This window comes from Klebsiella sp. P1CD1 (genome assembly GCF_003790505.1).
GTDB lineage: Bacteria > Pseudomonadota > Gammaproteobacteria > Enterobacterales > Enterobacteriaceae > Klebsiella > Klebsiella variicola.
Window position 1 is genome coordinate 1,414,445 of the sequence record NZ_CP033631.1, and the last position, 20,638, is coordinate 1,435,082.

20 protein-coding genes are annotated in these 20,638 nt (G+C 58.8%); 11 read left to right on the plus strand and 9 right to left on the minus strand.

The features are described 5' to 3' along the window. Window positions 1-57: 57 nt before the first annotated feature. Window positions 58-759 carry a DnaA inactivator Hda gene (locus DTA24_RS07060; protein ID WP_020947395.1) on the plus strand — a complete coding sequence of 234 codons (702 nt, stop codon included), beginning with the start codon at window positions 58-60 and terminating at the stop codon, window positions 757-759. Here DTA24_RS07060 and DTA24_RS07065 read toward each other — a convergent pair. From DTA24_RS07065 to bepA, 3 genes are all read right to left on the minus strand, one after another. Beyond that, complete coding sequence (locus tag DTA24_RS07065; protein ID WP_109849092.1) at window positions 756-1,679, minus strand: Rpn family recombination-promoting nuclease/putative transposase; 924 nt, start codon at window positions 1,677-1,679, stop codon at window positions 756-758. The genes DTA24_RS07060 and DTA24_RS07065 overlap by 4 nt on opposite strands. 127 nt (window positions 1,680-1,806) lie before the next feature. Beyond that, a complete protein-coding gene (gene arsC / locus DTA24_RS07070; protein ID WP_008803830.1) occupies window positions 1,807-2,166 on the minus strand; it encodes an arsenate reductase (glutaredoxin) in 360 nt (119 codons plus the stop codon). Window positions 2,167-2,175: 9 nt separating this feature from the next. Beyond that, window positions 2,176-3,639: a beta-barrel assembly-enhancing protease gene (bepA, locus tag DTA24_RS07075; protein WP_008803831.1), complete on the minus strand. Its 1,464-nt coding sequence runs from the start codon at window positions 3,637-3,639 to the stop codon at window positions 2,176-2,178. Between the two features lie 51 nt (window positions 3,640-3,690). Between bepA and DTA24_RS28015 the strand changes: the two genes are divergently transcribed. Further along, complete coding sequence (locus DTA24_RS28015; RefSeq protein WP_012540910.1) at window positions 3,691-3,807, plus strand: hypothetical protein; 117 nt, start codon at window positions 3,691-3,693, stop codon at window positions 3,805-3,807. A gap of 54 nt (window positions 3,808-3,861) precedes the next feature. Continuing rightward, entirely contained in the window at window positions 3,862-4,926 is a 1,065-nt protein-coding gene (locus DTA24_RS07080) for an AI-2E family transporter (RefSeq protein ID WP_008803832.1), read from the plus strand. A 60-nt stretch (window positions 4,927-4,986) separates the two neighbouring features. On the opposite strand, the gene bcp is transcribed toward DTA24_RS07080, so the two are convergent. Both bcp and DTA24_RS07090 read right to left on the minus strand, forming a co-directional pair. Continuing rightward, a complete protein-coding gene (gene bcp, locus DTA24_RS07085; RefSeq protein ID WP_008803833.1) occupies window positions 4,987-5,457 on the minus strand; it encodes a thioredoxin-dependent thiol peroxidase in 471 nt (156 codons plus the stop codon). A gap of 3 nt (window positions 5,458-5,460) precedes the next feature. Beyond that, entirely contained in the window at window positions 5,461-6,027 is a 567-nt protein-coding gene (locus tag DTA24_RS07090) for a glycine cleavage system transcriptional repressor (protein WP_002913804.1), read from the minus strand. A gap of 153 nt (window positions 6,028-6,180) precedes the next feature. On the opposite strand from DTA24_RS07090, the gene dapA reads away from it, so the two are divergent. From dapA to ypfH, 6 genes are all read left to right on the plus strand, one after another. Next, window positions 6,181-7,059: a 4-hydroxy-tetrahydrodipicolinate synthase gene (gene dapA, locus DTA24_RS07095; RefSeq protein WP_002913803.1), complete on the plus strand. Its 879-nt coding sequence runs from the start codon at window positions 6,181-6,183 to the stop codon at window positions 7,057-7,059. Window positions 7,060-7,075: 16 nt separating this feature from the next. Beyond that, window positions 7,076-8,110: an outer membrane protein assembly factor BamC gene (gene bamC / locus DTA24_RS07100; RefSeq protein ID WP_008803834.1), complete on the plus strand. Its 1,035-nt coding sequence runs from the start codon at window positions 7,076-7,078 to the stop codon at window positions 8,108-8,110. A gap of 216 nt (window positions 8,111-8,326) precedes the next feature. Next, on the plus strand, window positions 8,327-9,040 hold the full coding sequence (gene purC / locus DTA24_RS07105) for a phosphoribosylaminoimidazolesuccinocarboxamide synthase (RefSeq protein WP_002913801.1): 714 nt from the start codon (window positions 8,327-8,329) through the stop codon (window positions 9,038-9,040). Between the two features lie 119 nt (window positions 9,041-9,159). After that, entirely contained in the window at window positions 9,160-10,029 is an 870-nt protein-coding gene (locus DTA24_RS07110) for a neutral zinc metallopeptidase (RefSeq protein ID WP_023298061.1), read from the plus strand. Window positions 10,030-10,038: 9 nt separating this feature from the next. Continuing rightward, complete coding sequence (locus tag DTA24_RS07115; protein ID WP_123836612.1) at window positions 10,039-12,042, plus strand: tRNA(Met) cytidine acetyltransferase TmcA; 2,004 nt, start codon at window positions 10,039-10,041, stop codon at window positions 12,040-12,042. A 76-nt stretch (window positions 12,043-12,118) separates the two neighbouring features. Beyond that, complete coding sequence (gene ypfH / locus DTA24_RS07120) at window positions 12,119-12,814, plus strand: esterase (RefSeq protein ID WP_123836613.1); 696 nt, start codon at window positions 12,119-12,121, stop codon at window positions 12,812-12,814. A gap of 48 nt (window positions 12,815-12,862) precedes the next feature. Here the strand turns inward: ypfH and DTA24_RS07125 are convergent, their stop codons facing one another. The 3 genes from DTA24_RS07125 to DTA24_RS07135 are packed head-to-tail and all read right to left on the minus strand — an operon-like array spanning window position 12,863 to window position 14,577. Beyond that, window positions 12,863-13,066, minus strand: a complete 204-nt coding sequence (locus DTA24_RS07125; RefSeq protein WP_002913768.1) for a YpfN family protein — start codon at window positions 13,064-13,066, stop codon at window positions 12,863-12,865. 26 nt (window positions 13,067-13,092) lie between these two features. Next, a complete protein-coding gene (gene dapE, locus DTA24_RS07130; protein ID WP_012540914.1) occupies window positions 13,093-14,220 on the minus strand; it encodes a succinyl-diaminopimelate desuccinylase in 1,128 nt (375 codons plus the stop codon). A 3-nt stretch (window positions 14,221-14,223) separates the two neighbouring features. Then, on the minus strand, window positions 14,224-14,577 hold the full coding sequence (locus DTA24_RS07135) for an ArsC family reductase (RefSeq protein WP_008803838.1): 354 nt from the start codon (window positions 14,575-14,577) through the stop codon (window positions 14,224-14,226). A gap of 365 nt (window positions 14,578-14,942) precedes the next feature. On the opposite strand from DTA24_RS07135, the gene ypfM reads away from it, so the two are divergent. Further along, window positions 14,943-15,002: a protein YpfM gene (gene ypfM, locus DTA24_RS07140; RefSeq protein WP_100181659.1), complete on the plus strand. Its 60-nt coding sequence runs from the start codon at window positions 14,943-14,945 to the stop codon at window positions 15,000-15,002. Window positions 15,003-15,129: 127 nt separating this feature from the next. On the opposite strand, the gene acrD is transcribed toward ypfM, so the two are convergent. Continuing rightward, window positions 15,130-18,243, minus strand: coding sequence for a multidrug efflux RND transporter permease AcrD (gene acrD / locus DTA24_RS07145; protein ID WP_123836614.1), 3,114 nt, complete (start codon window positions 18,241-18,243; stop codon window positions 15,130-15,132). Window positions 18,244-18,615: 372 nt separating this feature from the next. Between acrD and aegA the strand changes: the two genes are divergently transcribed. Next, window positions 18,616-20,598: a formate-dependent uric acid utilization protein AegA gene (gene aegA, locus DTA24_RS07155; RefSeq protein ID WP_123836615.1), complete on the plus strand. Its 1,983-nt coding sequence runs from the start codon at window positions 18,616-18,618 to the stop codon at window positions 20,596-20,598. The last annotated feature ends 40 nt before the right edge of the window (window positions 20,599-20,638 follow it).

Here is a 20,638-nt window from a genome sequence, read left to right on the forward strand (position 1 = left end):
GACCTAAATCTGTGGTAAACTCTCCGCGTTTTTCTGTAAGCCTATGTTGAGGTCCATCTGAACGCACCGGCACAGCTCTCTTTGCCACTGTATCTTCCTGACGACGAAACCTTCGCAAGTTTCTGGCCGGGTGATAATCCTTCCCTACTTGCTGCCCTCCAGAACGTACTGCGCCAGGAACACAGCGGGTACATTTATATCTGGTCACGTGAAGGGGCAGGTCGCAGCCACCTGTTACACGCCGCCTGCGCCGAGCTTTCCCAGCGCGGGGATGCGGTGGGCTACGTGCCGCTGGATAAACGGACGTGGTTTGTGCCCGAGGTACTGGAGGGGATGGAACAGCTGGCGCTGGTCTGCATTGATAATATTGAATGCGTCGCCGGGGATGAGCCCTGGGAAATGGCCATCTTTAATCTCTACAACCGGATCCTGGAATCAGGCAAAACCCGACTGCTGATCACCGGCGATCGGCCGCCGCGGCAGCTGAATCTTGGTCTGCCGGACCTCGCCTCACGGCTGGACTGGGGGCAGATCTATAAGCTGCAGCCGCTGTCGGATGAAGACAAACTGCAGGCGCTGCAGCTACGCGCCAGACTGCGCGGCTTCGAGATGCCGGAAGACGTGTGCCGCTTCCTGCTGAAGCGGCTGGATCGCGAGATGCGCTCGCTGTTTATGACCCTCGATCAGCTGGATCACGCCTCGATTACCGCCCAGCGCAAGCTGACGATCCCCTTCGTGAAAGAGATCCTTAAGCTCTAGTCCGCCAGTGGGGCCAGCTCCTGCTCCGTCAGTCCGGTCAGATGAGCGACCAGATCGCGCGCCAGGCCACTGTGTAGCATGGCGGCGGCGATACGCTGTGCCTCTTCTTTCCGGCCTTCCTGTCGGCCTTCCTGTCGCCCCTGCGCCAGTCCCCGCTCCAGTCCCTGTTGCTCGAGATATTCCGCAATCGTCATCAACGTCTCCTTATGTTGCGGCGTACGTAACGCCAGTTCGCGTATGAACTTGATCGGCTCGCGCGTATTGCCTGCCTGCACCAGATAGTGCATCAGGGCTTGTACCTGCGATTGTGTCGCCAGTCCAGTCAATAATAATTCGCTCAGCTTGTCGAGGAGCTGCGCCAGATCGCGTTGTCGAATATGTTTTTGCAGTAACTCCAGCGTTGCCATGCGCTGGTGGGTGGCAATGTCGTCATCCGGAATGACGGTAATGTCCGCCAGCGGAAACGCTTCGTGATAAAGACGGCTGGCCAGTTCCGGGGCGGCGAATTCATCGAGCCAGCGTAGAGAGTATGGGTAGGGGCTGGCCAGACCGTGGTAGAAGAGGACAGGGATCACCAGCGGTAGTTGATCGTGACCGGCATCGAGATGACGCTGCATGGCGGCGATGGCATAGCGCATCAGACGAAAGGCCATATGCCGGTCGGGCGTGCTCTGGTGTTCGATAAGCGCATAAATATAACCGTCTCCCGCCGTGGTTTTCAGGGAATACAAAATGTCGGCATAAAAGGGACGCAGATCGTCTTCGACAAAATGCCCCGACTCGAGGTGCAGCGTACGCAGATCGCATACTTTAAGCAGCGTTTCGGGCAGATACAGTTGCAGGAAATCGCGGGCGGTATCGGGATGGGAGAGGTAGGTTTTAAACACCGCGTCATGGGGCGTGGAGGTCGGTTTTTTCATGTTCATCCGTCCAGTGGATTGAGCGATAGATGAACAGTAGCATCGTCCGGCGGGCGGGAGGGATTGGCGTGGAAGATCTGGAATCGGCCACGTAAAAAAAGCGCCGCGAAAGCGCGGCGCAGGTGGGTTAGCTTACGATCTCAAGGACCTGCTCCGGCGGGCGGCCAATACGCGCCTGGCCGCGGCTGACGACGATAGGGCGTTCAATGAGCTTAGGATTGTCGACCATCGCCTGAATCAGCGCCGCGTCGCTAAGCGCCTGGTCGGCAAGATTGAGCGATTTGTACAGATCCTCCTTCTGGCGCATGAGCTCGCGGGGGCTCTCCATACCCAGCAGCTGCAGCAGCTCACGCAGCGTATCGGCATCCGGCGGTGTGTCGAGATAAAGCACCACCTGTGGATCGATGCCGCGGCTCTGCAGCAGGCTCAGCGTTTCGCGGCTCTTCGAGCAGCGTGGGTTATGGTAAATTGTTACCGCGTCGGTCATGGGGTCTCCTTACATTTTTTGATAGGGGCGGAAGCGGGCCTGCAGATCGCGTAGCTGGTCGATACGGGCATCGTAACGCGCCTGCTGCAGGCTACCAAGTTTCACCTGCGAGCTGGCGCTGCTGAGCAGGGAAATCGCCTGTTCCAGCTGACCGACGAGCGCCATGCTTTCTGCCCGCGCCGCCAGCTCCTGGTCGCGATTGCCCAGCGCGCCTTCCGCCTGGGCCAGCAGATCCCAGCCGTTGCCATCCTCTTTATTGGTAAAGGTATACCGGTTCAGAATGGTCGCCGCTTCCCCGGGCTGTCCACCCTGCAGTAAGGCGTTGGCCAGGTTCAGCTGCAGTACCGGATTGGTGCGCAGCTCGCGGGCGTTTTTAAGGCGGTTGATGGCGTCGCTGGTTTTCTTCTGCCCGAGGTCGATATCCGTGGCCAGGTCGAGATACCAGGCGTTTTGCGGGTCGGCGCTGAGCAGCGGCTGCAGCGTTTTGCGTGCCTGGTCAAAGTTGTTGCTTTCCATCGCCAGCAGAGCGCGACCATACTGGGCGGCATGCTGTTGGCGAATATTGCCCTTATCCCAGGCGTTCAGCAGATCGGTGCCCAGCTTGTTGTCGCCGTTGGTGTACATCCCGAGGGTACGCGCCTTCGCCAGATAGAAGTCCGCTGAGGACTGTACCACCACCGGGCGCATCTGGTTGGCGCGGTTACGGGCATCGGCCAGTCGGCTTTCCGGCAGGGGGTGGGTGAGCAGCATTTCCGGCGGCCGCGTCGAGTAGCGCGACTCATCAAGCAGTTTACCCATAAACATCGGCATTGCCTGTGGGTCGAATCCCGAGCGTTGCAGAACCTGAATGCCAATCCGGTCGGCCTCTTCTTCGTTCTGGCGGGTGAAGCTGATCATGCCTTGTTGGGTACCGGCCAGCGTCCCGGTCAGCGCCGCCATCCCGGCCTGCGGGCTGGCCATCGCCAGCAGAATCGAACCCAGGGCACCGACCCAGGTCAGCGGCGCATTGCGCTTCTGATCTTCCATCGCGCGGGCGAGATGCCGCTGCGTAACGTGGGAGATTTCGTGTGCCATGACAGAGGCCAGTTCGCTCTCATTATCAGAGTAGCGGAACAGGGCGGAGTGGAGGACCACGTTGCCGCCAAAGAAGGCGAAGGCGTTGATTTGGTCGTTATTAATCAAATAGAAATGGAACGGGGTGCGCACTGAGTTGGCGTGTGCCACCAGACGCATGCCCAGCCCGTTGATATATTGTACCAGCAGGGGATCGTTAATCAGCGGCGCACTGCCGCGCAGCTGGCGCACATAGTAATCCCCCATCTGCATTTCCTGACCAATCGACAGCGTGCTTCCTGCAGAGGTCCCCATGTCCGGCAGCGTATCTGCGGAGTCAGCAAAAGCAGGGCCTATCGAACCCAGCGTCAGCGAGGCGATGACGGTCGCCACCAGCGTTTTCTTCAACTGCCTGAACATAACCTCTGTCCTGTAATGTGGGTGTGCCAGTTTGACCGATTGTGCGACGCAATGTTCCCTGGCCGCATCCCAGCGAGTTTAGCTGGCGTTGGCCGCCTTGAAAATATGATCTTCACGGCGGAGAACGGTTTGTCTGCGGCGCATCAAAAAGCGAAGTCTTTTTTGTGACATTTCGATACAATTCCCCGGATTGTCGCCGCTTGGCCCTTCAGGGAAGGTTTTATGCTTGAGATGTTAATGCAGTGGTACCGCCGTCGATTCAGCGACCCTGAGGCGATAGCGCTGCTGGTTATTTTGCTTGCCGGTTTCGGCATCATGTTCTTTTTCAGCGGTCTGTTAGCGCCGTTACTGGTGGCTATCGTACTGGCCTATCTGCTGGAGTGGCCGACGGTTCGTCTGGAACGGATTGGCCTGTCGCGCACCTGGGCGACCTCGCTGGTGCTGATTCTCTTTGTGGGCATCCTGCTATTGCTGGCCTTTGTGGTGCTGCCGGTGGCCTGGCAGCAGGGGATCTATCTCATCCGCGATATGCCGGGTATGCTCAACAAACTCTCTGATTTTGCCGCTACGCTGCCGCGGCGCTATCCTGCGTTAATGGATGCCGGCATCATCGATGCGATGGCGGAAAATATGCGCAATCGGATGTTGACGGTGGGCGACTCGGTTGTGAAGTACTCTCTGGCCTCGCTGGTGGGGCTGCTTACCCTGGCGGTCTATTTGGTGCTGGTGCCGCTGATGGTCTTCTTCCTGTTGAAGGATAAAGAGCAGATGCTCAACGCGGTGCGCCGCGTACTGCCGCGTAATCGTGGCCTTGCCGGGCAGGTCTGGAAGGAGATGAATCAGCAGATCACCAACTACATTCGCGGCAAGGTGCTGGAGATGATTGTCGTCAGCGTCGCCACCTGGATCGGCTTTATTCTCTTTGGCCTCAACTACTCGCTGCTGCTGGCGGTGCTGGTGGGCTTCTCGGTGCTGATCCCCTATATCGGCGCGTTTGTGGTGACCATTCCGGTGGTGGGGGTGGCGCTGTTTCAGTTTGGCGCTGGCACCGAGTTCTGGAGCCTGTTCGCGGTCTATCTGATTATTCAGGGGCTGGACGGCAACCTGCTGGTCCCGGTGCTGTTCTCGGAAGCGGTCAATTTACACCCGCTGGTGATTATCCTGTCGGTGGTGATCTTTGGCGGGCTGTGGGGGTTCTGGGGCGTCTTCTTCGCCATTCCGCTGGCCACGCTGATTAAAGCGGTAGTGCATGCCTGGCCGGATGGCCTGGTGGTTGACGACGACTGACGTGTTCGGGATAAAAAAGACGCCGGGTGAGGATCTCCTCCCCCGGCGTCTTGCTTTGCATCAGGCGTTTTCTTTCAGCCAGTTCAGCACCACGTCGTGGTGATTGCTGGTCTTGAAGTCATCAAAGACGTGTTCGATTTTGCCATCGGCATCGACGAGGAAACTAATACGGTGAATACCGTCGTAGGTTTTCCCCATGAAGGATTTTTCGCCCCAGACGCCAAACTGCTCGCAAACCTGATGGTTTTCATCAGACAGCAGCGTGAAGTTCAGCAGCTCTTTCTCGGCGAAACGGGAGAGCTTTTCCGGTTTATCGGTGCTGATGCCCAGCACTTCTACACCGGCTTTCTTCAGGTCGTCCATATTATCACGCAAGCCGCACGCCTGGACGGTGCAGCCTGGGGTCATGGCTTTCGGGTAAAAATAAACCAGGACACGTTGTCCCTGGAAGTCGGTTAAATTTACTTCCTCGCCGTCCTGGTCCGGTAAGCTAAATTTCGGTGCGATATCACCGGCTTTCAGTGGGGTCATGGGTTAAACTCCATCCTGTTCATCATGCTGTGAATAATTAACGATGTTAATACTGCCTTGTGCGTTCAGTTCTGTACATAGGGCTTTGAATGCTTGTTCGATATTTGCTGCATTTTGCGTCGCAGGACTGTGGGCAGTTATCTGGATAAAAAGCTGCGCGGAATCGCCGTCTCCCGGCTGAGTGCGGGACACCAGTTCCGCAATATTCATATTCCAGGTATCGCACAGGGCAGTGAAGCGCTCGATGATATGCGGTGAGTCCGGCACCTCAACCTGGACCCAAACGGTGTTTGGCATGGCCTGTGGCGGGCGCGCAGTGGTGCGTTTCATCACGATCAACAATTCCAGCTCCGCACCTTTCAGCGGCAGGGTTGATTCGATCAGGTTAATCGCATTCCACGACCCGGAAAGCAGCATGATAAACGTAAACTCATCACCGAGCATGGCCAGCCGGCTGTCTTCGATATTACAACCGCAGCTGCTGACGTGGCGAGTGATCGTATTCACGATGCCGGGACGGTCAGCCCCCAGGGCGGTAATAACCAGATAGTGTTGTAATGAGGCTGTCAAACCTGTTCTTCCTTTAAAAAGGTGAGGTAACATTAGGAAAGCATAAAAAAAACCGCCATACAACATCCCTGATGGCGTCGGGTCTCTTGCTTTTATTGCAGCTCCAAACGTAACATTGAGAATCTTGTCGCACTTCTGCTCTGAGGATGGCCCATGTTCACGGGAAGTATTGTAGCGCTTGTCACGCCGATGGATGAAAACGGTAATGTCTGCCGGACAAGCCTGAAAAAACTGATTGATTACCATGTCGCCAACGGAACCTCGGCGATCGTTTCGGTAGGGACTACCGGTGAATCCGCAACGCTGAGCCATGAAGAGCATGGCGACGTAGTGATGATGACGCTGGAACTGGCCGACGGGCGTATTCCAGTTATCGCTGGCACGGGAGCCAATGCAACCGCAGAGGCGATTAGCCTGACCAAACGTTTTAACGATAGCGGTGTTGTCGGCTGCCTGACGGTCACTCCTTATTATAACCGTCCGACCCAGGAAGGCCTGTTCCAGCACTTTAAAGCTATCGCTGAACATACTGACCTGCCGCAAATTCTGTATAATGTGCCGTCCCGTACCGGTTGCGATATGCTGCCGGAAACCGTTGGCCGTCTGGCGGAAATTAAAAATATTGTCGGTATTAAGGAAGCTACAGGGAACTTAAGTCGCGTTCACCAGATCAAAGAGCTGGTTTCAGACGACTTTATTCTGCTGAGCGGTGACGATGCGACCGGTATGGACTTCATGCAGCTCGGCGGCGTGGGCGTGATTTCCGTCACCGCCAACGTGGCGGCGCGCGAAATGGCCGACATGTGCCGTCTGGCGCTGGCGGGTCAATTTGCCGAAGCGCGTGCGATTAATCAGCGTCTGATGCCACTGCATACAAAATTATTTGTCGAACCCAATCCTATCCCGGTGAAATGGGGATGCAAGGCGTTGGGTCTTGTGGCGACCGATACGCTGCGCTTGCCGATGACGCCCATCACCGACCATGGTCGTGAAGCCGTCACCGCCGCGCTGAAGCATGCCGGTTTGCTGTAAAGTTTAGGGAGATTTGATGGCTTACTCAGTACAGAAGTCGCGCCTGGCGAAGGTTGCGGGTGTTTCGCTGGTTCTACTCCTCGCGGCCTGTAGTTCCGACTCGCGCTATAAGCGTCAGGTGAGCGGTGATGAGGCCTATTTACAGGCGTCACCGTTGAGCGAACTTCACGCGCCGGCGGGGATGATCCTGCCGATTCAGGTGGGCGATTACAACATTCCGGTGGCCAACAGCACCGGCGCGGTGGGCAAAGCGCTGGACATTCGCCCGCCGGCGCAGCCGCTGGCGTTGGTCAGCGGTGCGCGGACCCAGTTTAATGGCGATACCGCGACGCTGATGGTTGAGAACGGCCGCAGCGGCTCGCTGTGGGCGCAGGTCACCAGTATCCTTCAGTCGAAGAACTACGTTATCGCGAAACGCGATGATGCGAGCCAGACGCTGAACACCGACTGGGTTGAGTGGAACCGCCTTGATGAAGATCAGCAGTATCGCGGTCGTTATCAAATCTCCGTCAAACCGCAGGGCTATCAGCAAGCGGTGGTCGTTAAGCTGGTGAATCTGGAGCAGGCGGGTAAACCGGTTGCCGATCCGGCGTCACTGCAGCGCTACAGCACCGCCATGCTGAACGTCATTTCTGAAGGCCTTGATGCGAGCGCCACCAGCGCCCAGAACGCGGCCCAGCGCAGTGCTGGCGCCACCTTCGACGTGCAGAGCGCTGCCGACGATACCGGCCTGCCGATGCTTGTCGTTCGCGCGCCGTTTAACATGGTGTGGCAACGTCTGCCGGGCGCCCTCGAAAAAGTGGGAATGAAAGTGACCGACAGCACGCGCTCTCAGGGCAGCATGGCGCTGACCTACAAGCCGCTGTCTGACAGCAGCTGGCAGGAGCTGGGCGCACGTGACCCGCAGCTGGCCTCCGGTGACTACAAACTGCAGGTCGGTGACCTCGATAACCGCAGTAGCCTGCAGTTCATCGACCCGAAAGGTCACACTCTGACGCAGTCGCAAAATGACGCCCTGGTAGCCGTATTCCAGGCCGCATTTAACAAGTAATCAAAAGGGCTGGAGCAATCCGGCCCTTTTTCATGTATAGTGACGCAAACGTGTGCGTAGCCGCATAACCCTGTAAATCGCCGCGTTAAGGCCGCTCCAGTCGCCTGACTGCAGTTCGCCTCGCAAGCGTTTAGCCTCTGCTCTGAGGCTCGATGTAGGATGTTATGTAAGACCGACACGTCATTTTTTGGCTCAATATCACTGGAGTAGTGAAAGATGAAAAAGCAAGCTGAGTTGTATCGTGGTAAGGCGAAGACAGTATACAGCACCGATAATCCGGACCTGCTGGTACTGGAATTCCGTAACGATACGTCAGCAGGTGATGGCGCGCGCATCGAGCAGTTCGATCGTAAAGGCATGGTGAATAACAAGTTCAACCATTTCATTATGAGCAAACTGGCAGAAGCGGGCATCCCTACCCAGATGGAAGCGCTGCTTTCCGATACCGAATGTCTGGTGAAAAAACTGGATATGGTGCCGGTAGAGTGCGTGGTGCGTAACCGTGCGGCAGGCTCGCTGGTAAAACGTTTAGGCATTGAAGAAGGTATCGAGCTGAACCCGCCGCTGTTCGACCTGTTCCTGAAAAACGATGCTATGCACGATCCGATGGTCAACGACTCCTACTGCGAAACCTTCGGCTGGGTGAGCAAAGAGAATCTGGCGCGGATGCGCGAGCTGACCTACAAAGCCAACGACGTGCTGAAAAAGCTGTTCGATGACGCCGGTCTGATTCTGGTGGACTTTAAGCTGGAGTTTGGTCTGTTCAAAGGCGAAGTGGTGCTGGGCGACGAGTTTTCGCCGGACGGCAGCCGCCTGTGGGATAAAAATACCCTCGATAAAATGGACAAAGACCGCTTCCGCCAGAGCCTGGGCGGCCTGATCGAAGCCTACGAAGAAGTGGCTCACCGCCTGGGCGTTAAGCTCGACTAACCCGCTCGCCGCCAGAAGATGGCCTCATCTTCTGGCGTCTCTTGCTGTTTCCTGTGGTAATCCTGCGCTGAACCGCCTACGATCTCTGCTATTGATACATAACAGGGAATGAGGTGCTTATGCGCTGGCAAGGGCGTCGCGAAAGCGACAATGTTGAAGATCGACGTGGTCAATCAGGCTCGCCGTTTGGCGGCGGCGGGGGCTTCCGTCTGCCGAGCGGGAAGGGCGGCATTGTACTGCTGATTATTGTGCTGGTGGCGGGCTACTACGGCGTGGATTTGACCGGCATGCTGACCGGGGAGCCGATGCCGCAGCAGCAGACCTCCACGCAGCGCTCCATCAGTCCGAAAGACGATGAAGCGGCGAAGTTTACTTCCGTCATTCTGGCCACTACCGAAGATACCTGGGGACCGATCTTTGAAAAGATGGGCCGCCAGTACCCCCAGCCAAAACTGGTGCTCTACCGCGGCGCGACACGTACCGGCTGCGGCACCGGTCAGTCGGTGATGGGGCCGTTCTACTGTCCTGCCGACAGCACGGTCTATATCGATCTGTCCTTCTACGATGAGATGAAAAATAAACTGGGCGCCGACGGCGACTTTGCTCAGGGGTACGTCATTGCTCATGAGGTGGGCCACCACGTGCAAAAACTGCTGGGCATTGAGCCGAAAGTTCGCCAGCAACAGCAGCATGCCACCGAGGCCGAAGCCAACCGTCTGTCGGTGAAGATGGAGCTGCAGGCGGACTGCTTCGCCGGCGTCTGGGGCCATAATATGCAGCAGCAGGATATTCTGGAAACCGGCGATCTGCAGGAGGCGCTGAACGCTGCCGAAGCCATCGGCGACGACCGTCTGCAGCAGCAGAGCCAGGGGCGCGTGGTACCGGACAGCTTTACCCACGGCACGTCAAAACAGCGCTACACCTGGTTCAAACGCGGTTTCGACAGCGGCGATCCGGCGCAGTGCAACACCTTCGGCAGCGCGCTGTAATCGCCACCGATGATGGACGCGCTGCTTGACCTCACCGCGCAGATGGCGCGGGAGGGGATCCGTCGCCTGCTGGTGCTCAGCGGCGATGAGGCCTGGACGCTGCAGCAGGCGCAGGCGCTACGGGAGCGGCTCGGCGGCGATGGTCTGTGGGTAGGCTCCGATCCGGTTTCTGCGCCCTGCGTGGCGCCTGGCGCCCTGAAGACGCTGCTGGGTCGGGAAGTGATGCACGCCTTTTTCGATGCCCGGCGCGGGTGTGACGTGGCGGCCCTGGCGGCCCTGAGCGGTACGCTGCGGGCGGGAAGCTGGCTGGTGCTGCTGACGCCCCCCTTCGCCGACTGGCCGACCCGGGCGGATGAGGACTCCCTGCGCTGGAGCGATACTCCCGACCCTATCGTTACCCCCAACTTTGTTCACCGCTGCTGCCGGCAGTTTATCGCCGATCCGGAGGTGCTGCTCTGGCAGCAGTCGGACCGGCCGCGCTTCCCGCTGGCCGCCCCCCGCCCTGACTGGCATCCCGCCGATGGCCACCCCCAGGCCGAGCAGGCGCTAATCCTTGAGCAACTGTTGCGGCTGCCGCCCGGTATCGCGGCGGTGACGGCAGAGCGCGGGCGAGGGAAATCCGCTCTCGCGGGCATGCTGCTGCGCCAGCTTGGGGGCGAGGCCATCGTCACCGCCCCAACGCGTAGCGCCGTCGAGGTGCTGGCGAGCTTTGCCGGCGAGGCGTTCCGCTTTATGGCGCCCGATGCGCTGTTGGCGTCGCAAGAAACGGCGGCCTGGCTGATTGTCGATGAGGCCTCGTCGATCCCGGCTCCGCTTCTCCGGCAGCTGGTGAGCCGTTTTCCCCGCACGCTACTCACCACGACGGTGCAGGGTTATGAAGGCACCGGTCGCGGATTCCTGCTGAAATTTTGCGCCAGCCTGCCCCGTCTGCAGTCATTCAGCCTGAGCGCCCCGATCCGCTGGGCGGCGGGCTGTCCGCTGGAGTCAGCCATCCGTCAGTTGCTGATCTTTAACGATGAGGCATTTCGCGACGCGCCGACGGGGGAGGTGGTGCTGGAAGCGGTTAATCAGTCCTGCTGGCAATCGCAGCCAGCGCTACCGGAGGCGATGTACCAGCTATTGTCCGGGGCGCACTACCGGACTTCCCCGCTCGATCTGCGGCGCATGATGGATGCCCCCGGCCAGGCTTTTCGCTGCGCTCGCGCCAGCGGCGCGGTGGCGGGCGCGCTGTGGCTGGTGGCCGAGGGGGGACTTTCTCCCGAACTTAGCCGGGCGGTGTGGGCAGGGTTTCGCCGGCCGCGCGGGAATCTGGTCGCCCAGTCGCTGGCGGCGCATGGCGGCAGTCCCCTGGCGGCGACGCTGTCCGGTCTGCGGGTCAGTCGGATCGCTGTCCATCCTGCCCGTCAGCGCGAAGGTCTCGGGCAGAAGATGATCGCCAGTATCGCCGCCGATGCCGCAGGCTATGACTATCTATCCGTCAGCTTCGGCTATACCCGTGAGCTGTTGCGCTTCTGGCAACGCTGCGGGTTTATCCTCGTGCGGCTGGGAACCCATCGCGAGGCCAGCAGCGGCTGCTATACCGCGATGGCTCTGTTCCCGCTGACTGCAGCGGGGCACCAGCTCGCGCAGCGGGAGGCGCAGCGGCTGCTGCGGGATGAATATTGGCTTCGCCCGTGGCGGGACGAATCCGCGCCGCTGCCGGCCGTCGCAGACGCTATGCTTAGTGATGAGGACTGGCTGGAAGCGGCGAGCTTTGCTTTCGCCCATCGCCCGCTGGCCGCGGCGCTGGGCTGCCTCAACCGCCTGCTGATGCAGGTCGACATGCCGTTACCGGCCCTGCGCAGGCGTCTGCAGGGAGAAGAGGAAGCCGCGCTGTGCGCTGCGCTACAGCTGACGGGGCGTAAAGCCCTGCTGGCGAGATGGCGTCAGGAGGCCGCTGACGCCTTATGCTTCCTCGATGCAGCGCGTGCTGAGGCACTGCGTCAGCAGGTGGCGCATCTGCAATTTTTTTAACTAACTCATTCAGTTAAATGACATGGTCATATCTGGCGAGCGGCGTAAACTGCCGGCATACACTAAGGAGACAGCCATGAAACACGATCATTTTATTGTTCAAAGCCCTGCGACGCCTGCGCAACAGCTGTTGCTGCTGTTTCATGGTGTGGGTGATAACCCGGTCTCTATGGGGCAAATCGGCAGCTGGTTCGCGCCGCAGTTTCCCGATGCGCTAATTGTCAGCATCGGCGGGGTCGAACCTTGCGGTCCCAACGGTCGGCAGTGGTTTTCGGTGCAGGGAGTGACGGAAGAGAATCGTCAGCAGCGCATCGATACCATTATGCCGACCTTCATTGACATTGTGCGCTACTGGCAAGAGAAAAGCGGCGTCAGTCCACTGGCCACCGCGCTGATCGGTTTCTCTCAGGGGGCGATTATGTCGCTGGAGAGTATCAAAGCGGCGCCGGCTCTGGCTTCAAGAGTGATCGCCTTTAATGGCCGCTACGCGACGCTGCCGGTGACGGCAACGACTGCCACCACCATTCACCTGATCCACGGGGGGGAAGATCGGGTTATCGATCTGGCGTGGGCGGTGTCGGCTCAGGAGGCATTACAGCAGGCGGGCGGCGACGTGACGTTAGATATTGTTGACGATCTGGGGCATGCCATTGACGATCGCAGCATGCAGTTCGCCATCGAGCGTCTGCGTTATACCGTGCCGAAGCACTATTTTGATGAGGCGCTGAGCGGCAGTACGCCAAAAGGGGACGATATCATCGAAATGCTGTAACCCCGGCGGACGGGGTTACAGGCGGGCAGTACCGCGATAAAGGCAAACTTACGGTTTCTTCGACTGGTCGTGCTTTGGCCAGTCGTCGTCATCGTCCCATTTATCGTTAAAATCGCGGTGCGGCGGCAGATCGGGTTTGTTGTTAAGGAATTTTTTGTGGTCAACGCGGTTCAGATCTTTGATCACGTTGATAATCACCCCCACCAAAAAGACCAGAACCAGAATCCACCAGTGTTTAATAAGCCATTCCATGCGCGCTTCCTCTTTACGTCAATTCGTCAGGCGACCAGCTGTTCCATTACGCGTTGATACATCCGTGCCAGCAGCTGCAGGTCGGCGGCGTTCACACATTCATTAATTTTGTGAATGGTTGCGTTCACGGGGCCCAGCTCAACCACCTGCGCCCCCATGCGGGCGATAAACCGACCGTCAGAGGTGCCGCCGTTGGTCAACAGCTGCGGTTTGATCTCATTATAGTGCTCAATTGCGCTCACCACCGCATCCACCAGTTTACCGCGCCCGGTGAGGAACGGCTGGCCGGAGAGCCACCACTCCACGCTGTAACGCAGCTGGTATTTTTCCAGCAGGGAGACCACGCGGGCTTTGATCATCTCGTCCGTCAGTTCCGTACTGAAGCGGAAGTTGAACTGGACGAACATATCGCCGGGGATCACGTTGTTGCTGCCGGTACCGGACTGTACGTTGGCGATCTGCATGCTGGTTGGCGGGAAAAATTCATTGCCTTTATCCCACTCGATATTGACCAGCTCCGCCAGCATCGGCGCCGCGCGATGGACAGGGTTATCGGCAAGGTGCGGATAGGCAACATGGCCCTGCACGCCGTGAATGGTCAGGTTGCAGGTCAGCGAGCCGCGGCGGCCGTTTTTCACCACATCGCCGACCACTTCGGTACTGGAGGGTTCGCCGACCAGACAGTAGTCCAGACGCTCATTACGCGCCATCAGCGTTTCCACCACTTTGACGGTGCCGTTTTTGGCGCTGGCCTCTTCATCTGAGGTGATCAAGAACGCCAGTCTGCCGCGATGATTCGGGTACTGCGCGACAAAACGTTCCGCCGCCACCACCATCGCCGCCAGCGAGCCTTTCATATCTGCTGCACCGCGGCCGAACAGCATGCCGTCGCGGATGGTCGGTTCGAACGGGGGGTTGATCCAGCGGTCGGCGTCGCCTGCCGGGACCACGTCGGTGTGGCCGGCGAAGGCCAGCGTCTCGCCGTGGCCGCGCCAGGCCCAGAAATTCTGTGTATCGCCGAAATCCATCGGTTCAACGGTAAAGCCGATCGCACGCAGGCGTTCAATCATTAACGCCTGGCATCCCGCATCATCGGGGCTAAGGGAAGGGCGGCGAATAAGCTGCTGAGCCAGCTCAATGACCGGGCAAGACATAGACTATACCTCGTTAAACTGCTGATAACTTGCTTCACTAAAACCCAGCAGCATAGGACGACCGGGCGCACAGAGCAATGGGCGTTTGATAATCGCCGGCATTTCCAGCATCAATGCGGCGGCGGCGTCGGCATTATCGATGCTGTTGCGCAGCGACTCGTCGAGTTTGCGCCAGGTGGTGCCGCGGGTGTTCAGCAGCGCCTGCCAGCCCAGTTCGGCAATAAAGGTATCCAGTTGCGCGCGGTCAAGGCCATCGGCGCGGTAGTCATGAAACTGATACGCAATCTGATGCGCTTCCAGCCAGCGACGGGCTTTTTTAATGGTATCGCAGTTTTTAATTCCGTACATGGTGAGCATAGATAAACCTTTCACATTCAATTAAGCGGTTAACTCAGATATTTCCGAATATATAAGTCTTACTGAAATAATACGTGATTCAGATGAATAAATATAACTTTTTACCGGGTATCTCATTCAATTGACGGCGTGGTGAAATTTTGCTCATTCGCGGAAGTGATGTGAGGCTATTAACAATATTGCGAAAATGTTGCCTGAGAGTGCTCTGCGTCACATAATTTTTACATACGAAACGGCATAGTGGCGGCAACCAGAGGTTTTATCTCTGTCAGACGTCCACAAGACAATCAGAGCAATAGGGGAGCCCAACTTCCCATCAGCAATGAAGTTATATAGAATCGACCATAATAATAAGAGAGGCTATTATGATTGAACATGAACTGGGGAACTGGAAAGATTTTATTGAAGGCATGCTTCGTAAATAAATTTCCGCAATGTGAGCAGGGGAATAACGCGAAGTAAATAAGCGCGTCATCGTTCTGAACACATAAAGAAGGCGACCTTAAGGGTCGCCTTTTCTGTTATTAAGGCTCGCCGCCAACGCCCGACGGCTTATTGCGGACGCTCCTTCAGCGGAAAGCGACGGCGTACCAGCACAAAGAACAGCGGCACGAAAAAGATGGCCAGCACGGTGGCGGAGATCATCCCGCCCATCACCCCGGTACCGACCGCATGCTGGCTGCCGGAACCGGCCCCGGTGCTGGTCGCCATCGGCAGCACGCCGAAGATAAACGCCAGCGAGGTCATCAGGATGGGGCGCAGGCGCTGACGGCAGGCCGACAGCGTGGCGCTGAGCAGATCCTGGCCTTTCTCGTTCAGCTCGTTGGCGAACTCAACGATCAGAATGGCGTTTTTCGCCGACAGGCCGATCACCGTTAACAGGCCCACCTGGAAGTAAACATCATTCTCCAGGCCGCGCACCCAGGTCGCCAGCAGGGCGCCAATCACCCCGAGCGGGACCACCAGCATCACCGAGAACGGCACCGACCAGCTCTCGTACAGCGCCGCCAGGCACAGGAACACCACCAGCAGCGAAATCGCGTACAGTGCCGGCGCCTGAGCGCCAGAGAGGCGTTCCTGGTAGGACATGGCGGTCCATTCGAGGCCAAAGCCGGTTGGCAACTGCGCGGCCAGCTTCTCCATCATGTCCATCGCGGTGCCGGTACTGATACCCGGCGCCGCCTCACCAACGATCTCCACCGCCGAGTAGCCATTGTAGCGTTCCAGCCGCGGCGAGCCGGTCTCCCAGCGTGAGGTGGCGAAGGCCGAGAACGGCACCATCGTGCCGCTGCTGTTGCGGACATACCAAAGATTGATATCGTCTGGCAGCATCCGGTATTTCGCCGCTGCCTGGACGTAGACTTTCTTCACCCGGCCGCGATCCATAAAGTCGTTGACGTAGCTCGACCCCCACGCGGTTTGCAGCGTATCGTTGATGTCGTCAATGGAGACGCCCAGCGCCTGTGCTTTACGCTGATCGATATCGACCTGCAGCTGCGGACTGTCGTCGAGCCCGTTATGGCGGACCCGGGTCAACAGTGGGTTTTTGCCGGCCAGCTCAAGCAGCGTATCGCGTGCCGCCATCAGCGCATCGTGCCCCTTACCGGCGTGATCCTCAAGCTCCATATCGAAGCCTGCCGAACTGCCGAGGCCGCTGATGGCCGGCGGGCTGCTGGCGATGACCCGCGCTTCGTTGATCTGATTAAACGCTTTGGTGGCGCGTTCAATAATGGCAAAGGAGGAGCCGGTTTCCGGGTCGCGCTGGTCCCAGTCTTTGAGACGCACAAACATGCGGGCCACGTTCTGCCCGTTGCCGCCGGGGCCGGAACCGACGGTGGCAAATACCGATTCGACGTTCTGCTTCTCATTATTGAGGAAGTAATCTTCCGCTTTTTGCACTACTTTCAGCGTCTGCTGCTGAGTAGCGCCGCTCGGCAACTGGACCGAGGTGGTGAACATCCCGCGATCTTCCAGCGGCAGGAACGAGGTGGGCAGATGCAGGAACAGGAACACCATCCCGCCGAGCAGGACGACGTAGATCAGCATCCAGCGCAGCGAGCGGTGAAGAATTTTGCCGACAAAGGTTTCGTAGCGGCTGGCGCTGAGGTTGAAGGTGCGGTTGAACCAGCCGAAGAAGCCTTTTCTTTCATGGGATTCACCTGGCTTAACCGGCTTGAGCAGCGTGGCGCAAAGGGCCGGAGTGAGGATCATGGCCACCAGCACCGAGAGGACCATCGCCGCGACGATAGTGATTGAGAACTGGCGATAGATGGCCCCGGTGGTGCCGCCGAAGAAGGCCATTGGCACAAACACCGCCGACAGCACCATGGCGATCCCCACCAGTGCGCCCTGAATTTGTCCCATCGATTTGCGGGTCGCCTCGCGGGGCGACAGGCCCTCCTCGCTCATGATGCGCTCGACGTTCTCCACTACCACGATGGCGTCATCCACCAGCAGGCCGATCGCCAGCACCATCGCGAACATCGTCAGGGTGTTGATGCTGTAGCCACAGGCATACAGCACCGCAAAGGTGCCCATCAGCACCACCGGCACGGCGATGGTCGGGATCAGGGTGGCGCGGAAGTTCTGCAGGAACAGATACATCACGAGGAAGACCAGCAGGATCGCCTCCAGCAGCGTTTTGACCACATCAGTGATGGAGGCCTTTACGAAGGAGGTCGTCTCGTAGGCGACTTTATATTCCAGACCGTGAGGAAAATACTGCGACAGCTCATTGAGGCGATTGATCACGCGCTCCGCCGTGGCCATTTCGTTGGCGCCGGAAGCAAGCTTAATTCCCAGGCCCGAAGCGGCCTGCCGGTTGTAGCGGCTGAGGTAGTCGTACTTCTCCGCCCCCATCTCGACGGTGGCGACATCGCCCAGCGTCACCTCTGAACCATCCTGATTGACGCGCAGGGTGATATTGCGGAACTGCTCCGGGGTTTGTAGCAGAGATTGCGAGTTGATGGTGGCGTTTAGCGCCTGCTTATCGACCGAAGGCGTCCCGCCAAGCTGGCCGACGGCAATCTGGGCGTTCTGCGAACTGATGGCGTCGGTCACATCCTTGGTGGTCAGCTGGTAGCTATTGAGCTTCGCCGGGTCGAGCCAGATGCGCATTGAGTATTGCGAGCCGTAGGCGTCGATATCCCCCACGCCGTTGACGCGGCTGAGCGGGTCCTGAATGTTACTGGCGACGTAGTCGGCAATATCTTGTTTATCCATGCTGCCGTCGGTGGAGACGAAGGCGAGGGTCAGGATATTGGTGTCGCCGGTCTTGCGCACCGTCACCCCCTGGTTTTGCACCGCCTGCGGCAGTTTACGCATCGCCGACTGCAGCTGGTTCTGAACCTGCTGCACGGCTTCGTCCGGGTCGGTACCGGCGGTGAAGCTGAGGGTGATCGTCGCCTGGCCAGTGGCGCTGCTCTGGGAGGACATATACATCAGGTTATCGAGGCCGGTCATATTCTGTTCGATAACCTGGGTGACGGTATTCTCCAGGGTTTGCGCGGAGGCGCCGGGATAGTTGGCGGTGATCCGCACGTTCGGCGGGGCGAGGTCGGGATACTGTTCAACGGGAAGCGACAAAATGGCAAGGGTGCCCGTCAGACATAACAGGATTGCCAGCACCCACGCAAAAATGGGGCGATCGATAAAGAAATTCGCCATCAGAATAAAGACCTCATATGCACATTTTTTTGTTATTGCACAGCCTGTGCCACTTTAGCGCCAGCGCCTCCGGCAATCGTGGAGAAATTAAGGAGATAGTGTAATTTATCATGTTGCTTTTGCCGTATCGTAAAGAAACCTCGAACTTTCCTGCCAGCAGGCAGTGAGCCTGCTTTGCAGCCTCAGACAGGCGCATTATCCCTTGCCGGTGTGAAACCTCATTTCATTTAAGTCAAAAAAATTGATCCAAAACGGATTCTCTCCAGAAAAAGTTTATCCTGGGCATTTGGACATTGTTCCGGCGCCGTCTTGTCGGGTAATAAATAGTCATGCGCATTGAGGGGTTATTCACCAAGAAGACAAAAGGAAGCCATGAACCACTTTATTTTGAGCGATAGTCGAAAATGTATCGGCTGCCAGGCCTGCGAAGTGGCCTGCGTAATGGCGCATAACGAGGAGCAACACGTGCTGACCCCGCAGCGCTTTTTACCTCGTATCACCGTCATCAAAGCGGCGGGCCAGCGTAACGCTATCACCTGCCGCCACTGTGAAGACGCCCCCTGCGTCCGCAGTTGCCCCAACGACGCCATTGCCCAGTCCGGCGACAGCGTTCAGGTCAGTCAGGAGAAATGCATTGGCTGTAAATCCTGCATGGTGGCCTGCCCGTTCGGGGTGATGCAGGTGGTGGTGACGCCGCAGGCTGCGGGCCTGGTAAAGGCCAGCGCGCAGAAATGCGATCTGTGCCAGGGCCGCGAAGCGGGACCGGCCTGTGTGGAAAACTGTCCCGCGCAGGCACTGACCCTCGCCGACGATGAGACGTTGACCGCGCTGGCGAAGCAGCGGCGACTGCGCTCGGCATGCCAGGAGGTGCAGCCGTGGCAGCGCGGTACGCCGACCTGCAGCCAGCCCAATGTTGGCGCGAAGGTCAGGCAAATGGCGATGACGCCGCCGCGCGGGGAGCCGGATAAGCTGGCGGCGGAGGCGCGTAAGAGCCACTTTGAGGAGATCTATCAGCCGTTCACCCCGGCGCAGGCGCAGCAGCAGGCCGCCCGCTGCCTCACGTGTGGGGAACACAGTATTTGCGAATGGACCTGCCCGCTGCATAACCATATCCCGCAGTGGGTCGAGCTGGTTAAGGCGGGGGATATCGCCGCCGCGGTCGCGCTTTCCCATCAGACCAACTGCCTGCCGGAGATCACCGGTCGCGTCTGCCCCCAGGACCGGCTGTGTGAAGGTGCCTGCACCCTGCGCGATGAAAGCGGCGCAGTCACCATCGGCAACATTGAGCGCTATATTTCCGACCAGGCGCTGGCCAGCGGCTGGCGTCCGGACCTCTCGCAGGTTAAGCCGAGTGGTAAGCGGGTGGCGATTATCGGCGCCGGGCCGGCCGGGCTGGCCTGCGCCGATGTGCTGGTGCGTCACGGCGTCCAGCCGGTGGTTTTTGACCGTCATCCGGAGATTGGCGGTCTGCTGACCTTCGGCATCCCGGCGTTCAAGCTGGATAAATCGCTGCTGGCCCGGCGGCGGGCCATTTTCAGCGAGATGGGTATCCGCTTTGAGCTCAATTGCGAGGTGGGGAAAGATATCCCCATGGCGACGCTGCTGGCCGACTATGACGCGGTGTTCGTCGGCACCGGAACTTATCGCTCCATGAAGGCGGGGCTGCCGAACGAAGAGGCCCCCGGCGTCTACGATGCGCTGCCGTTTCTTATCGCCAACACCAAACAGGTAATGGGGCTGGCGGCATCGGCTCAGGAGCCTTATATCAACACCGCTGGGCTGAACGTCGTCGTGCTGGGCGGCGGCGATACAGCGATGGACTGCGTGCGCACCGCGCTGCGTCACGGCGCCCGCCAGGTGACCTGCGCCTATCGGCGGGATGAAGCCAACATGCCGGGCTCGAAAAAAGAGGTCAAAAACGCCCGCGAAGAGGGGGCGGTCTTTGAGTTTAACGTCCAGCCGGTGACCCTGGAGCTGGACGAAAGCGGGCGGGTGAATGGGGTACGTTTTCTGCGCACCGAGCTGGGCGCCCCGGACGCGGGAGGACGCCGCCGCCCGACGCCGATCCCCGGCAGTGAGTTTGTTATGCCGGCGGATGCGGTGATCATGGCCTTTGGCTTCCACCCGCACCGCATGCCCTGGCTGGAAGCGGCGGGCGTGGCGCTGGACAGTCAGGGGCGCATCAAAGCCGGCGTCGAGAGCCGTTACCGTTACCAGACCAGTCAGGAGAAGATCTTTGCCGGCGGCGATGCCGTGCGCGGCGCAGACCTTGTAGTGACGGCGATGGCGGAAGGCCGTCATGCGGCGCAGGGGATCCTGGACTATCTGGCGCTGAAAACGACGCCGCTTCACTGACGACAAACCCGGCCCCGCAGCGTAGTATGAGGACGTCCTT

Bases quoted from the DNA above. Each gene is read 5' to 3' on its own strand.
- DTA24_RS07065 (WP_109849092.1), bottom strand. From the start codon at position 1,679: ATGAAAAAACCGACCTCCACGCCCCATGACGCGGTGTTTAAAACCTAC.
- arsC (WP_008803830.1), bottom strand. From the start codon at position 2,166: ATGACCGACGCGGTAACAATTTACCATAACCCACGCTGCTCGAAGAGC.
- bepA (WP_008803831.1), bottom strand. From the start codon at position 3,639: ATGTTCAGGCAGTTGAAGAAAACGCTGGTGGCGACCGTCATCGCCTCG.
- DTA24_RS28015 (WP_012540910.1), top strand. From the start codon at position 3,691: ATGTTCCCTGGCCGCATCCCAGCGAGTTTAGCTGGCGTTGGCCGCCTT.
- DTA24_RS07080 (WP_008803832.1), top strand. From the start codon at position 3,862: ATGCTTGAGATGTTAATGCAGTGGTACCGCCGTCGATTCAGCGACCCT.
- bcp (WP_008803833.1), bottom strand. From the start codon at position 5,457: ATGACCCCACTGAAAGCCGGTGATATCGCACCGAAATTTAGCTTACCG.
- dapA (WP_002913803.1), top strand. From the start codon at position 6,181: ATGTTCACGGGAAGTATTGTAGCGCTTGTCACGCCGATGGATGAAAAC.
- bamC (WP_008803834.1), top strand. From the start codon at position 7,076: ATGGCTTACTCAGTACAGAAGTCGCGCCTGGCGAAGGTTGCGGGTGTT.
- purC (WP_002913801.1), top strand. From the start codon at position 8,327: ATGAAAAAGCAAGCTGAGTTGTATCGTGGTAAGGCGAAGACAGTATAC.
- DTA24_RS07110 (WP_023298061.1), top strand. From the start codon at position 9,160: ATGCGCTGGCAAGGGCGTCGCGAAAGCGACAATGTTGAAGATCGACGT.
- DTA24_RS07115 (WP_123836612.1), top strand. From the start codon at position 10,039: ATGATGGACGCGCTGCTTGACCTCACCGCGCAGATGGCGCGGGAGGGG.
- ypfH (WP_123836613.1), top strand. From the start codon at position 12,119: ATGAAACACGATCATTTTATTGTTCAAAGCCCTGCGACGCCTGCGCAA.
- DTA24_RS07125 (WP_002913768.1), bottom strand. From the start codon at position 13,066: ATGGAATGGCTTATTAAACACTGGTGGATTCTGGTTCTGGTCTTTTTG.
- dapE (WP_012540914.1), bottom strand. From the start codon at position 14,220: ATGTCTTGCCCGGTCATTGAGCTGGCTCAGCAGCTTATTCGCCGCCCT.
- DTA24_RS07135 (WP_008803838.1), bottom strand. From the start codon at position 14,577: ATGCTCACCATGTACGGAATTAAAAACTGCGATACCATTAAAAAAGCC.
- acrD (WP_123836614.1), bottom strand. From the start codon at position 18,243: ATGGCGAATTTCTTTATCGATCGCCCCATTTTTGCGTGGGTGCTGGCA.
- aegA (WP_123836615.1), top strand. From the start codon at position 18,616: ATGAACCACTTTATTTTGAGCGATAGTCGAAAATGTATCGGCTGCCAG.